Origin of the sequence: Bacillus cereus group sp. MYBK14-1 (assembly GCF_051916885.1) — a bacterium.
GTDB lineage: Bacteria > Bacillota > Bacilli > Bacillales > Bacillaceae_G > Bacillus_A > Bacillus_A cereus.
This window is the reverse complement of record NZ_JBQAHM010000001.1, coordinates 800386-814575: the sequence shown is the minus strand read 5'-3', so window position 1 is coordinate 814575 and position 14190 is coordinate 800386. Positions and strand designations below refer to the sequence as shown.

Genomic DNA, 14190 nt, shown 5'->3' with positions numbered 1-14190 from the left:
TAGGAGCAATTATTTGCTCCTAATTTTCGTATGAAAGGTGAGAGATAGGATGAGTAAGGTGAAATGGTTCATTTCTTTACTGCTTTCGCTCGGGCTACTTGCCGGATGTGAAGAGGCAGCTGTAAAGCCTGAAAAGAAGGTAGAACCGAAGCAAGAAGAGGTAGCGAAACAAGAAGAACAAAAAGATGAAGCGAAGCCAGAAGAAAAAGCAGAAGAAAAGCAAGCTGAATCAGAGCAAAAGCAGCAAGAAGAACAGAAAGAGAAACAAGAACAAAAAGTAGAAGAGAAGCCGAAAGAGGAAAAGCCGCAGGCACAACCAGAGGTAAAGAAAGAAGAGAAACAACAGGAACAACCGAAAGAGCAACCTGCTGTAAATAAGCAACCAGAGCAGCAACAAGTACAAGAAGAGAAACAACAACCGAAAGCACCAGAAGTAAAAGAAGAAGCAAAGGTTGTGAATCAGCCGAAAGAAACACCGAAGCAGGAGCAAAAGAAAAAGCCAGAAGAGAACAATAGTGTACCAGCTCCACCAACACCGGTACCACCACCAAACCCAGTGCCACCACCAGTACCACCAGTACCTAAAGCAAAACAAGTAACAATCTCGGTAAAAGGAAATAACGGATATATAATGGGTGCGAAAAAGATGGATGTACAAGATGGCGATACTGTGTATAAAGTATTACAACGTACAGGATTAGATGTTGATGCAAGCGGATCTAGAGATAGTATTTATGTGAAAGGTATTAATGATTTATATGAAAAAGATATTGCGGATACTAGTGGATGGAAATATCGTGTGAACGGTGCTTTTCCAAACCATAGTGCTGGTGTAGCTACGGTAAAACCAGGCGATACAATTGAGTGGGTATACGTATTACAATAAGAAAGGCATTCGGTAAAGGGCTATGAAAATAAGTTTTTCTTCTTTACATCCTTTTGTGAATTTTTTCTATTATATCGGGGTGATGATACTATGTACGATGTGTCTTCATCCTCTTTTTTTAATTGGAGCAATAGTATTAATTATTATGTTAAATGTGATGCAAGGAAATAGCGAAAAGATAAGAAAGATGTTACCGAGCACAATTGTTTTCTTTTTTATGGTGGTTTTATTTAATTCGTTATTAACGCATAGAGGTCGAACTACGTTATTTTGGTTAGGTGATAGCCGTATTAAGCTTGAGGCGATTATGTTTGGAATAGTAATGGGGTTATTACTAGTTGCAGTTATGTTTACGTTTGCGTCATACAATGATATTATTTCCAGTCATAAATTTTTATATTTGTTTTCAAGAATTTCACCGAAAGTTGCATTGTTAACGATGATTACAGTGAGATTTGTTCCTTTGTTTATTAGAAGATTACAGAAAATAACACTCGTCCAAAAAACGAAAGGTGTGCAGGTAGATTCAGGTTCGATAATAGAACGCGTCAAAAATGGTATGCAATTGCTGCAAGTATTATTAATTTGTTCATTAGAAGATGCACTGCAAACGGCAGATTCTATGCAAGCTCGTGGATTTGGTGTAACGAAGCGTACGACGTATATTCGCTATAGAATGGAAAGGCGTGATTGGTATACGCTCAGTTATTTAATCATTTTATTTATAGCTGCTATTGTATGTAGTAATTATGGCGGAGGGAAATTGATTATTTATCCGAAAGTCGAATCTATTTTATTCCAGCAATACGATGGAATGATGTTTGTATTATTTACACTGTTTATTAGTTTACCAATTATGATGGAAGGAAGGGAATGGATATGGTGGCGCATGCAGAAATAAACAATTTATCATTTGTATATGCTGATGAAAATAAAAAAGCGTTACAGCATATTTCTCTTTCTGTTCAAAAAGGTGAGTTTATTGCACTTGCTGGAGGATCGGGATCTGGGAAGACGACGTTATTAAAACATTTTAAAAAGGAGTTACTTCCAATTGGTACGCGTTCTGGAGAGATATTTTATGAGGGTGTTTTAATAGAGGAAGTAGCTGATTTGTTATCTGCCCAAGAAATTGGGATGGTATTTCAAAACCCAGAAAACCAGATTGTTATGGATACAGTGATTCAAGAATTAGCATTTTCTTTAGAAAATATCGGATTACCATCACATATTATTCAAAAAAGAATAGCAGAGCTTATTAGCTTTTTAGGATTTCAAGATTTATTGCATCAATCTGTTCACACGTTATCTGGTGGGCAGAAGCAGCTTGTCAATTTAGCTGCGGTATTAGTTATGCAGCCGAAATTGCTATTATTAGATGAACCGACAGCGCAGTTAGATCCAATCGCTGCAAAAGAGTTTTTAGGATTATTAAAACGGATTAATGAAGAACTTGGAATTACGATTATTTTAAGTGAACATCGTTTAGATGAAGTTATCCCGCTTGCAACACGCGTTGTTTGTATGGATAATGGCCGTATTATGTATGATGGTAGTCCTAAAATTGTTATTACGGATATGTGGGGAGTAGAAACATTCCGTCCATTTATTCCGCAAATTCCAAGGCTATTTTTAGAGTGGAATGTGAGAGATATTCCGTTTACAGTGCGAGAGGCGCAAATGAAAATGAATGATTTTGCAGCGATATCATATGTAAATGACCCAATAGCACAAAGTGAAAAGCAAGAGGTAATTTTAAGCGCAGAGCATATTTCGTTCCAATATGAAAAAAATAGTCCGCTTATTTTACGTGATTTATCAGTTTCGATTGAAAAAGGAAAATGGGTAGCGCTCGTTGGGAAGAACGGTACAGGTAAGTCTACACTGTTAACGATTTTAGCAGGATTACAAAAAGCGAGAAGAGGAAAAGTAAAGTGGAACGGAAAAGTGATACATAAAATTGATTCGAAAGAACGGTTTAAAAGTATTGGGTATGTATCGCAGCATCCGTATTACCATTTTACATTTGATACAGTATGGGACGAGGTTTATGAACGTGCGCGTGAATTATATGGAGAACAAGGAAAAGAAATAGCAGAAGATACGCTAAAACAGTTTTGGTTGTACTCGCTTAAAGAACGCCATCCGCATGATTGTAGCGGAGGAGAGCAACAATTACTTGCGTTATGTACGACGTTATTATCAAAGCCAACGTTATTATTACTTGATGAACCGACAAAGGGATTGGATCCATGGAAGAAAGAAAGAGTAGGAGAACTATTTAGGAAGCTACAAAAAGAAGGTACAACAATTGTAATGGCAACGCACGATATTGAGTTTGCAGCGAAATACGTGGATCAATGTATGATGTTATTTGATGGAACAGTCATTATGAATGATGCACCGAAAGAATTTTTTAGCGGCAACTTCTTTTATACAACATCTATTAATCGATTCATTCGAAAAGAATTGCCATATGCATTAACATGGGAGGATGTGTACGAAGCGTGTCCAAACGATATGTTGCATTCATAATATGTATTTTTGCAGTAATAATCGGCACATTGCTTTTTACGACACTTGTCATGGACGGTTATTACATGTTAAGTAGTTTGTTTCTATTAGCAGTTATTATGTTACCTTTCTATATCCGTTTTGAAAGAAAAGCGTTTGTTTCACGTGAAATTGTTCTCGTTGCTGTATTAGCGGCAATTGCAGCAGTAAGCCGGGTGCCATTTTCTATTTTACCAAGTGTACAACCAACTTCTTTTGTCATTATCGTTTCTGCAATTGTATTTGGAAGTGAAACTGGTTTTATGATTGGTGCTACAGCAGCAATCGTATCTAATATTTTTTTAGGACAAGGTCCATGGACACCGTGGCAAATGTTTTCGTGGGGCATGATTGGTTTTATAGCAGGTTTACTTCGTAATACATTTTTTATGAAAAAGCTATGGGGGAGACTTCTTTACGGAGTAATTGTTGGCTTTTTATTTGGCTGGATTATGAATTTCTGGGGCCTTCTCGGTTTTATACGAGAAGCAACATGGGAAACTGTCATTTCGTATTATATCGCAAGTTTTTACTTTGATTTGAGCCATGCGATTTCGAATGTTATTTTCTTATTACTATTTAGTACTTCATGGATTACGATCCTTACAAGATTTAAAAAGAAATACGGTATATTAGATGAGCATAACGTGACATAGAAAAGCATACTCATATAAGGTAGGGTCGCGACTTACATATTCGTTTGCCTCTTTCATGCTTCTTACATAATGTAAGGAGCATTTTTTTGTCAAAAAATCGATTCAATATGCATCCGCTATTATATAAAATTATTTGTATAATTGGAGGTGAGAACTTTTTTCAAAAGGGAGGTGTATAGTTAATGAAGTTAGTTATTCCGAAGCAACATGGTGCATGGGCCATGCTTGTTATTCCTTTTTTATTAAGTGTCATACTTGGGAAACCTACTATTTATCATATTCCATTGTTTTTAGCGTGGTTCTTTATCTATTTAGCTACGTACCCATTTCTTACGTACATAAAGCAAAGACGAAAAAAAGAGTTTTTACAAGTTGCCATTATTTATTTTCTTATTGCGTTCCTATTTGGGATGATTTCTTTATTATATGAGTGGCGAATTCTTTTATTCGTAATAGTAATGATTCCATTATTTATAGTGAATATGTATTACGCTCGTCAAAAAAATGAAAGAGCACTATTAAATGATATTTGTGCGATTATTGTGTTTTGTATCGGTGGGTTAATTAGTTATTCCTTTTCAATGAAGCAAATCGATCATACAGCATTATTCATTGCGCTTATTTCATTTTTATACTTTTTAGGTAGTACGTTCTATGTGAAAACGATGATTCGTGAAAAAAATAACCCGAAGTATCGTCTTATATCTTGGGGATATCATATCGTATTAACGATAATCATATTTGTGATTAATCCGTGGTGTTCTCTTATTTTTATACCAAGTGTCATTCGAGCAATTGTGTTGTATGGCAAAAAAATTTCTATTATAAAAGTAGGAATTTTAGAAATTGCTAATTCTGTATATTTTTTAATCATAACGGCAATAATTATGAAGTATGCCATTTGAAAAAACTTCCCATCAATTGATGGGAAGTTTTTAATCTTTTTCTAAAATGTGAACGGTGTACTCGCAACGTTGAATAGCTTGTTCAACAGCATAAAGTGATTGTTCAATACGAGCGCGATTAAAATCTTTTTCAACTGTTTCGAGCGCTTCTTCTAAACAATTTTTAGCTTCTTGTAATGATTGAAAAGAATCTTGTACATATCCGCGAGCATTTTGATGCATTTCATAATCCTCCTTGCATGTTCGTATATGGGTAGTATGAACAGTAAGGAAGAAAATATAATTTGTTATATTTATTATATTTGTTTGACAATTAAAGTGGAATTACGTATAGTAAGAATTAAGTGAATATTTTCTTATCCAGAGAGGTGGAGGGACTGGCCCGATGAAACCCAGCAACCGCGATGCAGGTGCTAATTCCAGCAGAACATATTTGTTCTGGGAGATAAGACGAAGATATATACGTAACTTCTTCTTATCGGAGAGGTTTTTTTATTGCAAAAAAACCGATTACGAAAATTTATATTAAGAAGAAAGGGGTTGCGCATTACTGTGACACTCGAAAAATACGTAAAACTGCGTAGTACAGTTTATGAATATATGATAGAGCAAGATAAGCCGATATCATTGTTAGATATTCAAGAACATATCGTTTCGCATCATGAAGGAAAATTCACGAAAAAAATGTTGCATCAATTTTATTTATCAAGATTATTAGACGAACTAAAACTGGATGGGAAAATTACATTAGCTGATGAATATCTCTATGCTGAAAAAGGGGTATTGTATAAGGCGAGAAAAGGGAGCTAAGCTCTCTTTTTTTCTTAAAATAACGGAGTATGTAGAGTAAAAGACTGCTAAAGCAGCCTGATACAGGGAATGGTGTTGAGTGTGTAGTGTCAAAAATTGAATGTGCCTGAAAGAGGCAATTCATATCGGCTGCAAATGAAAAGAGACACCTTCGCCGAATAGGTGTCAGTCGTTTTGTCACGTAGACTTGCTACTTAACAGTAATTAGAATAACATGCAGGATTTTTGAAGTCAAAAGGGAATTAAAGGAAGAGGTGTTGTTATGTATGCTTATTTAATAAAAGAACTATATAGGCATATCCCGAAATATATTATTGATAGAGGATATGAATATTATGAAGATGGACATGTAGAAGATGTTGAAATACATGATAATAAAGTATTTGCATTTGTAACTGGAAATGCAGGGAATTATGAAGTGGTCATCGATCTCGAAGATTTTTCAGAAAGTAATTGTGAGTGTCCCTATGAAAATTATTGTAAGCATATGGCGGCGGTCGTTTATGATATGCAAGATGCCGGTGAGAGTAAGGTGAAAGAGAAACTGAAAGATTTAGAAAAGGAAGAGTTACTCACAGTATTAAATCGTTTATTACAAAGTTCGAAAAACGTGCAAATTGTAGAGAAGATGTTAAAGAAGGGGAAACTTTAACTTATAAAGGGAGTTGTTTTGTAGTGAATGTACTCATTGTATACGCTCATCCTAGTCCTTCAAGTTTTAATGCGGCGATTTTCAATCATGTGCAAAAAGGACTACAGGAAACAAATCATTCAGTTACCGTACTTGATTTATACAAAGAACAATTTGATCCAGTCCTCGTATTCAATGAAGAGAAGAAAAGACGTGATTTAGTAAATGAAGAGGAAACAGCTCGGTACAGAACGTTAGTAGAAGAAGCAGATACACTTCTATTCATCTATCCAATATGGTGGTGGGGGATGCCAGCAATTTTAAAAGGATTTATTGATCGTATTTTCGTAGCTGGATTTGCTTATAAATATGAAGGGGCTCTGCCGAAAGGCTTATTGAAAGGTAAGAAGGCGTGGGTGATTAATACGCTAGATTCACCGTTATGGTACGTCGCACTATTATATCGATCAGCAGATTGGATTATGATGAAGAGAGGTGTTTTACGTTTTTGTGGCATTCGCGATATAAAACGTTCAGTGTTTCAATCTGTGAAAACGAGTAAAGTATCAAAGCGTGAAAAATGGTTATTACAAATAGAAGAAAAGGCTCGTACATTATGAATGAAGTCGACCGTATTATAAACTGTGTTCAGTATGATGGCGAACTTTTTCGGAAGTATGTTACGTGTTTACTTCAATTGAAAAAATGCAGCGAAACATTTCAGCAAATTCAAATAGAGTTAAGAAATGAGTATTTAATAAGAGGAATTTGTGAAAGAGAAGTAGATGAGGTAGTACGGGGAAGTAAAGAATATGAAACATATTTTCTTCCTAAAGCGTTACAGTGGAATTTTTTGAGGGAACATCCACACCTGATCGGAAAAATTTGCGAAGATTTTTTTTTATTTGAGTCATTACATCTTACGGAGTCAGAGTGGGAGAAGATTATAAATTGCGTGGGAAATAAGTGATTTATTATGTAAAAAAGCTAGTATAAAACTAGCTTTTCGTTTAAATAAATAAGAAACATAGACTAATGATAAAACCCGCATATAGTAAGTTCACAACACAAAATCCCATAATGTCACGAGCACCTAAACCAGCTATCGCTAATGCTGGTAATGCCCAGAAAGGTTGAAAGTAACGGTATTTGAATATTGATCTAGTTGATTGATATGCAGCAAGTGCAAAAGGATTTTATTTTCTTTTGTGGAATGTTATTTATATTTACCTTATTAAAATTTAGAAAGGAGAATATTTATGAAACATTCCTTAATGGAGACAAATTCAGAACCAGGAAAGAAAGAATCGTTGCTTACACGATGTGCAAATATATTTTCGAGATGGTCTCAGAAATATGTCCCGGATGCCTTTGTTATTGCAGTGCTGCTCACTTTATTTACTTTCATTATAGCTTTGTTGATGAATCCCTCAAATCCGTACAAAATCGTAAAATCTTGGGGGGATGGGTTTTGGACTTATTTAACGTTTACAATGCAAATGGTATTGCTAATGGTTACAGGGATGACGCTAGCTTCTGTCCCGTTTATTAATAGAGGCTTGCAGTCTGTTGCAAAGTTAGCCGATACACCTCAAAAGGCCTATACGATGACATTTTTAATCAGTGCAATTGCATACTATATCAATTGGGGACTAGCCGTAGTTGTGGGAGCTATCATTGCAAAGGAAGTAGCAAAAAAGAATCCGAATGCACATTTTCCATTACTTGTAGCAGCTGCTTATGCTCCGACAGCCTTATATAGCGCAGGTCTCTCCAGTTCTATTGGCCTGACAATTGCCACAAAGGATCATTTTCTTGTAGATATGATTGGAATTATTCCTACCTCACAAACAATCTTTAGTTACTCTACTTTAATTATTTTTTTCACTCTATTCATCACGATGCCAATTATTATTGTACTTATGGCTCCCAAAAGTGGGATTATCAGCTATAAAGCAATCGAAACTGATACAAATTCTTTTGTAAAACCTCCTCAAAAGAGTTTAACTCCTGCGGAAAAACTGGAATGGACACCAGTTTTAGGAATAGTATTAGGCGCAATCGGCACGTTGTATTGTGTTTATGAATTCATGAACGGTCATAGTTTAGATTTAAATATCATTAATTTGTTTTTCTTGTCACTTGGTTTGCTCCTACATGGTTCTCTTGGTAACTTTGCACAAGGATTCAAAGAATCTGCGCAATCCATTTCTCCAATTATCTTACAGTTTCCATTTTATGCAGGGATTATTGCTGTTTTAGGTAGTTCAGGTTTGGGAAGCTCAATCATTGAATGGATGGCATCCATTGCGTCAAAGGATACATTTGATATATTTACATATTGGTCAGCGGGGTTGGTAAACTTATTGGCGCCATCTGGCGGGGGGCAATGGGCTTTACAAGGACCACTGCAGGTCCCGGCAGGATTGAAGTTAGGTGTAGATCCGGCTACTATCGCTATGGCGGTAGGTTGGGGGGACGCATGGACAAATTTGATTCAGCCGTTCTGGGCATTACCTCTTTTAGGTGTGCTGGGATTGAAAATTAAAGACATTATGGGTTATTGTTTCATTCTTTGCATTTGGGTCGGCATAGTTACAAGTTTATTGATGTTATTTGTATATTAGCTTTAATAGGAATGCCATTACTATCAAGTAATACCATTAAAATGAAAAACCTATTCTTTCTGTAAATATATAGGAAAGGATAGCGTTTTTTTTATGTCTATTCTTGTATCTGATGAATTACAATTATTTGCTCAAGAATTTTAAAGATTGTTATCTCTAAATACCTTACGAGAGATTACTAGGGATGTTGGTTTTGTGCAACAAACAGATAGGTACCAAGTAAGTATTTAGTTACTTTATATGCTTGGATGAGTCAAAATACCACTAAAACTTCTTTCACATGTATGGAATGTGCGTTTTTTTTATCCACAAGCTGTTCTTTATCAAGCTCAGCATGATGATCACCATTAACAATATGATTGAAAGTATACAATATGGTATGGCAGAACCGAGAGTGTTGGAAGTACTACGAGAACTGTTGGACATTATTAATAAGCGACAATAAAAATTTTTTCCTGAATGCAAGAGGAGTTTTTTATTGGGAATAGTAAGGATGAGGGGAGGTGCATTACATATGGGAAAAGGTAGAAGTAATAATGCAGGTAAAAAGCAACCGAATTTCGATGATTCATCTAATTTCGCTAAACAAAGCCAACCGACAGAAAAGAAGAAGAAGTAAAAAAAGGATCTCTCTTGATAAAGAGAGATCCTTTTTTACTATATTGACGTTTTAGCACAACAGATCGAGTGTTCAATTAAATAGTCATAACTGTGCAAGGTTTAAACTCCTGCTTCCACTACTGTGGAAGCTTTTCTAAATGATGTGCAATATCAATATACATATTTGAGTAAGTCGAATGTATTTCATTACTTGGCGTTGCGTTAGAAGAGAAATGAACGATTACCATATTTGCTTTCGGATCGATGTAAAGTGTTTGTCCGTAACTACCTAACACTTCAAAAGCACCTTGTTCATTGTGCGGAATCCACCATTGATTATGATAAGAAATGGAAGCTCCAGGGCCAATTGCAAGTTCACCTTCTTGGACATTTTTTACACTTTCTGTAATAGAAGAAGGGAGAATGTGTTTTCCGTTATATTCCCCATTGTTTAATAGTAATTGCCCGAATCTCGCCATATCTCTAGCAGTTGCATTTAATCCAGCACTAGCTTGTTCTACTTTTGTTTCATCTGTAACGTAATACGCGTTTTCTTCCATACCAATTTGAGACCAAATTCGTTCGCTTACATTTTCAGCTAGTGATTTACCAGTAATAGTTCTAATAATCCAAGCGAGCGTTTCTGTTGATCCGTTATTGTAAGAAAAGGAAGAACCAGGCGGTGCAGTTTCTTCGGCTTCCCGTAACATATCATAAATTTTCATCGGACCGTCGTAATTTTTGCCGCGGGGTAAAATATTGCTAGCTAAATATAATTGTGCATCTTGATTTTCTAGCCCAGGTTGCTCATATCCATGAGTAGGATATTCAGCTGAAACTTGCATGTCCATTAATTGCTGAAGTGTGGCATTACCGAACGGTGTGTTTTTTAATTCTTTTATGTAAGTGTCAGCTGTTTTCTCTAAATCGATACGATTCTCTTCAGCGAGAGATTGTATAATTGCCCCGGTAAAGACTTTTGCTAATGATGCCATACCATGAGGTTCATTCTGTTTATACCCATTGAAATATCGTTCGTAAACAAGTTGTCCATTATGTACAACGACAAAAGCATCTGTTTTGTTATCATCTAAAAGTTTTTTTAGAGGATTTGTATTTCCGAATCTACGCTCCACAGCAAAATCGTCTAAGTTTTGCAATGCGGAAGGGAAGTGAGCAATTTGGTCAGGATTGTTTTTTACGTCATTAACTAAAGTGAATTCTTTCATGTGTGTGTACGACCAACGTAAGTAAGGGTCATTTAACCAGTTTTCTTTTGTCACATTATGTTTTGATGGGGTCGTTTTATTTTGTTTGAAGTAAGTAAACCCAAGCCCTGTAATTACAAATATGAATGTTAGTATAAGTAAGAGTAGGGGAGATTTTTTTAGTTTCATATATGGCCCTCCTTTTTATTTCTACTATAAGTATACGCTCGTCTTGAAAGAAATACAAAATAAGGAAAGTAAACGGGGAAGTTTACTTTCCTTATTAACGTTAAGCGGAAATTTTTCCGTCTGTAGGTTGTTTCTTGAATTTTTGTTTTCGTCCGTGTAATCCATAATATAAAAGTAAAGTGAACGCAACGATAATAGCTGCGATAAAATACATATTATGATAACTGGATTTCGCTGCGACAATACCTAAAATGAAAGAACCAAAACCAATACCACTATCAAAGAATGAGAAATACGTAGCTGTCGCAGAACCACGTCTATGGTTTGGAGCGGCAGAAATCGCAATCGTTTGGAAACTCGGAATTAATGTCCCATAACCTAAACCGATTAGCATACCTGCGCCAAGGAACCAAAATGAAGTTTGTGCTTGGCTTAATATGAACATTCCGATTGTGAAAATAATGATAGCAGGGTAAACGAGTACATTTTCACCGAAGCGATCAAAAATCTTTCCTGTAAATGGACGAGAAATGACAACAACAAGTGCGTATAAAATAAAGAAGTAACTTGCAATTTCACTTAAACCGAGTTCTTTCGCATAAATAGGAATAAAGGATAAAATACCACTATAAGAAAAGGCTAAAACAAATCCTGTAAGTGCAATCGGAATAGAAGATGGTTCGATTAAGTCTTTCCATTTCATTTTTTCACGTTTTTGTTTGCTAACAGGTGCTTCGTGCGGAATATCTACAAGTAGTCCTAATAAAAATGCAAGTAATGAAAATACGGAACAAACGATAAATAATACAGTAAACGAAAAATGAGAAATAATTGTTAAACCTAAAAAAGGACCAATTACCATCGGCAGACTCATAAATACGCCGAAATATGCAAGCGCTTCGCCTCGTCGATGAGCTGGCGCAACATCAGTTACAATCGTACCAGTAGCTGTCGTTGCCATCCCGAACCCAATACCGTGCAAGAAGCGAAGGGCAAGTAATAAGAATAAACTTTGCGCACCGAAATACATAACAGTAGCGGCTAAAAATAATGAAAGTGAAATAAATAATATTTTCTTTCTTCCTAAATCATCGAGCCATTTTCCTGTGAATGGTCTACATAAAACAGAAGAAATAAGAAACACAGTTGCAACTAAACCAATTTCCTCAGGTTTTCCTTTTAGCCCGTCTATAACATAGACAGGCAGAGTAGTCATAAGCATGTAAAATGTTAAGAAGAGAAATAGACTACTAAAACAAGTTCCGAGGAAATCCTTCGTCCAAAGTTTCTCACTTTGCATCGTCATCCCTCCAATTTAATCTAAATTTTTAATAATTTGTTGTAACACTTGAAATGCTTGATGTAAATCATCTTCATTAATACCTTCTAGCGTTTTTTCTTCGAAAGTATCAACTTCTTCTTGCCATACTGGAATCATCTTTATCGCTGTTTCGGATAAAGAAATGAGCTTCTCGCGGCGATCTTTACCTTCTGTACGAATAATCCATCCCATCGTTTCCATACGTGTTAACGTACGAGTCATCGTTGGTGATTCAACATTTAAATACTGGCATAATTCTGTTTGGGTACAAGAACCAGTTTGATTAATGCGGAAAATAACAGCCCATTGCGCACTAAATAACCCTGTTGGAGATACACGTTCATTAAATTTCTTCGTAAACTTTCGAGAAGTCTGGCTGACGATGTGAAAAAAATGTTGTTTTTCGTCCATGTATTTTGATCCTTTCAAATTAGTTACCTAGCTAACTATATACTTTTTTATAATAATTGTCTAGTAATAGACATGTTGATTTATGTAAAAAATTCTTATAGGTTTTATGTTGCGAACGTATATTCTACGTGCTATTCTTTAATTAAGTAAAGAATTTTCTTTCTATTAAATAGAATGGGGGAACTTGTGATGATTAAGCCTGCAACAATGGAGTTTGTTTCACTATCGAACGGAGAAACGATTGCATATCAGGAAGTTGGAAGGCGAAATACAGATATTCTTGTACTCATTCACGGGAACATGACATCGTCACAACATTGGGATTTAGTTATTGAAAAGTTGCAAGATCAATACCATATTTACGCTCTTGATTTAAGAGGGTTTGGACAATCAACGTATAATCAGTCGATAGATTCATTACAAGACTTTGCAGACGATGTAAAATTATTTATTGACGAGTTAAAGCTAGAGAAATTTTCATTAATGGGCTGGTCAATGGGTGGTGGCGTTGCGATGCAATTTACAGCGAATCACCCAACTTTTGTAGAAAAGTTAATTTTAGTAGAATCAGTAGGAATGAAAGGATACCCAATCTTTAAAAAAGATACGAATGGGCAGCCGATTGTATCAAGTTTAGTAAAGACGAAAGAAGAAATTGCGCAAGATCCAGTATTAGATGCGATAAAAAATATGAACAAACTATATTACCGTACAGTATGGAATCTATTAATATATACACATAATCAACCTGAACCGGATCGTTATGAAAAGTATTTAGATGATATGTTAACGCAACGTAATTTCGTAGATGTGAATTATGCGCTCATTACATTTAATATTTCAGATGAACATAATGGGGTTGTAGAGGGAAGTAAACAAATTCATCGTATTAAAGAGCCAACACTCGTCATACAAGGTGATAGAGATTATGTCGTACCGCAAGTAGTCGGTGAGGAATTAGCGAAACATTTGCCAAATGCAGAGTTGAAGGTATTAGAAGATTGCGGACACTCGCCGTTTATTGATTGTTTAGATGTATTTATAAAACATGTAGAGGATTGGTTAGAACAGAAATAATCCCCGAAATGAGAAGTGTTGCATATACTATAACATTTGTATGTATAAGGGGAGATTATCAATGCATAAACCATCCTTAATCGCTTATTCGCCATATAATCATCATATCTATACAAAAATAATGATAGATCCGATGTATATGCAAGTTTCACCAGCTGTAGTTCCTTTACAAATGCAGCAGCCACTAACAGCTCATATGCAACATTACTTATATGGACCTTCATTTTATGAAAATCCATATTTTAAACACTTTCATTACAATGTGAAAGCGCAAGTTTGGGAAGGATAAGATAACAAGCTAAAAGGTTCATTCTTT

The 14190-nt window shown here is 35.5% G+C and carries 16 protein-coding genes, 1 pseudogene and 1 riboswitch; of the genes and pseudogenes, 12 read left to right on the top strand and 5 right to left on the bottom strand.

The window, feature by feature from the left end:
- Nucleotides 1-49 precede the first annotated feature (49 nt).
- The 5 genes from ACTFR3_RS04135 (at nucleotide 50) to ACTFR3_RS04115 (ending at nucleotide 5000) form a co-directional block, all read left to right on the top strand.
- Nucleotides 50-886, top strand: a complete 837-nt coding sequence (locus ACTFR3_RS04135; RefSeq protein ID WP_087875589.1) for a DUF4430 domain-containing protein — start codon at nucleotides 50-52, stop codon at nucleotides 884-886.
- A gap of 22 nt (nucleotides 887-908) precedes the next feature.
- Nucleotides 909-1787 (top strand): energy-coupling factor transporter transmembrane component T, encoded by an 879-nt coding sequence (locus tag ACTFR3_RS04130; RefSeq protein ID WP_440044194.1) that lies wholly within the window; start codon nucleotides 909-911, stop codon nucleotides 1785-1787.
- Entirely contained in the window at nucleotides 1760-3421 is a 1662-nt protein-coding gene (locus ACTFR3_RS04125; protein WP_142408764.1) for an ABC transporter ATP-binding protein, read from the top strand. Before ACTFR3_RS04130 ends, ACTFR3_RS04125 begins: the two co-directional genes overlap by 28 nt.
- Nucleotides 3394-4095: an ECF transporter S component gene (locus ACTFR3_RS04120; protein WP_000044904.1), complete on the top strand. Its 702-nt coding sequence runs from the start codon at nucleotides 3394-3396 to the stop codon at nucleotides 4093-4095. Before ACTFR3_RS04125 ends, ACTFR3_RS04120 begins: the two co-directional genes overlap by 28 nt.
- A gap of 182 nt (nucleotides 4096-4277) precedes the next feature.
- Complete coding sequence (locus ACTFR3_RS04115; protein ID WP_000779986.1) at nucleotides 4278-5000, top strand: YwiC-like family protein; 723 nt, start codon at nucleotides 4278-4280, stop codon at nucleotides 4998-5000.
- A 30-nt stretch (nucleotides 5001-5030) separates the two neighbouring features.
- Here the strand turns inward: ACTFR3_RS04115 and ACTFR3_RS04110 are convergent, their stop codons facing one another.
- Nucleotides 5031-5222 carry a hypothetical protein gene (locus ACTFR3_RS04110; protein ID WP_000554032.1) on the bottom strand — a complete coding sequence of 64 codons (192 nt, stop codon included), beginning with the start codon at nucleotides 5220-5222 and terminating at the stop codon, nucleotides 5031-5033.
- A gap of 131 nt (nucleotides 5223-5353) precedes the next feature.
- Nucleotides 5354-5452: riboswitch (SAM riboswitch) on the top strand.
- 100 nt (nucleotides 5453-5552) lie between these two features.
- Here ACTFR3_RS04110 and ACTFR3_RS04105 point away from each other — a divergent pair.
- From ACTFR3_RS04105 to ACTFR3_RS04090, 4 genes are all read left to right on the top strand, one after another.
- Entirely contained in the window at nucleotides 5553-5810 is a 258-nt protein-coding gene (locus tag ACTFR3_RS04105; protein ID WP_000171476.1) for a hypothetical protein, read from the top strand.
- Between the two features lie 262 nt (nucleotides 5811-6072).
- A complete protein-coding gene (locus ACTFR3_RS04100) occupies nucleotides 6073-6462 on the top strand; it encodes an SWIM zinc finger family protein (RefSeq protein WP_062923344.1) in 390 nt (129 codons plus the stop codon).
- A gap of 23 nt (nucleotides 6463-6485) precedes the next feature.
- Entirely contained in the window at nucleotides 6486-7061 is a 576-nt protein-coding gene (locus ACTFR3_RS04095; protein ID WP_440042207.1) for an NAD(P)H-dependent oxidoreductase, read from the top strand.
- Nucleotides 7058-7411 carry a group-specific protein gene (locus ACTFR3_RS04090; protein WP_440042206.1) on the top strand — a complete coding sequence of 118 codons (354 nt, stop codon included), beginning with the start codon at nucleotides 7058-7060 and terminating at the stop codon, nucleotides 7409-7411. Before ACTFR3_RS04095 ends, ACTFR3_RS04090 begins: the two co-directional genes overlap by 4 nt.
- 40 nt (nucleotides 7412-7451) lie before the next feature.
- Here ACTFR3_RS04090 and ACTFR3_RS04085 read toward each other — a convergent pair.
- Nucleotides 7452-7577, bottom strand: a pseudogene (locus ACTFR3_RS04085) (TIGR00366 family protein); the annotation flags it as partial.
- A 123-nt stretch (nucleotides 7578-7700) separates the two neighbouring features.
- Between ACTFR3_RS04085 and ACTFR3_RS04080 the strand changes: the two are divergent.
- Complete coding sequence (locus ACTFR3_RS04080) at nucleotides 7701-9068, top strand: short-chain fatty acid transporter (protein ID WP_119683721.1); 1368 nt, start codon at nucleotides 7701-7703, stop codon at nucleotides 9066-9068.
- A gap of 737 nt (nucleotides 9069-9805) precedes the next feature.
- Here ACTFR3_RS04080 and ACTFR3_RS04075 read toward each other — a convergent pair.
- The 3 genes from ACTFR3_RS04075 to ACTFR3_RS04065 form a co-directional block, all read right to left on the bottom strand.
- Complete coding sequence (locus tag ACTFR3_RS04075; protein ID WP_440044193.1) at nucleotides 9806-11065, bottom strand: serine hydrolase domain-containing protein; 1260 nt, start codon at nucleotides 11063-11065, stop codon at nucleotides 9806-9808.
- 100 nt (nucleotides 11066-11165) lie between these two features.
- On the bottom strand, nucleotides 11166-12365 hold the full coding sequence (locus tag ACTFR3_RS04070) for an MFS transporter (protein ID WP_001190318.1): 1200 nt from the start codon (nucleotides 12363-12365) through the stop codon (nucleotides 11166-11168).
- A 15-nt stretch (nucleotides 12366-12380) separates the two neighbouring features.
- Nucleotides 12381-12797, bottom strand: a complete 417-nt coding sequence (locus ACTFR3_RS04065; protein WP_000343680.1) for a MarR family winged helix-turn-helix transcriptional regulator — start codon at nucleotides 12795-12797, stop codon at nucleotides 12381-12383.
- 189 nt (nucleotides 12798-12986) lie between these two features.
- Here ACTFR3_RS04065 and phaZ point away from each other — a divergent pair, with 189 nt between their 5' ends.
- Both phaZ and ACTFR3_RS04055 read left to right on the top strand, forming a co-directional pair.
- Nucleotides 12987-13874: an intracellular short-chain-length polyhydroxyalkanoate depolymerase gene (phaZ, locus tag ACTFR3_RS04060; protein WP_440044192.1), complete on the top strand. Its 888-nt coding sequence runs from the start codon at nucleotides 12987-12989 to the stop codon at nucleotides 13872-13874.
- A 61-nt stretch (nucleotides 13875-13935) separates the two neighbouring features.
- Nucleotides 13936-14163, top strand: coding sequence for a hypothetical protein (locus tag ACTFR3_RS04055; protein WP_000549500.1), 228 nt, complete (start codon nucleotides 13936-13938; stop codon nucleotides 14161-14163).
- The last annotated feature ends 27 nt before the right edge of the window (nucleotides 14164-14190 follow it).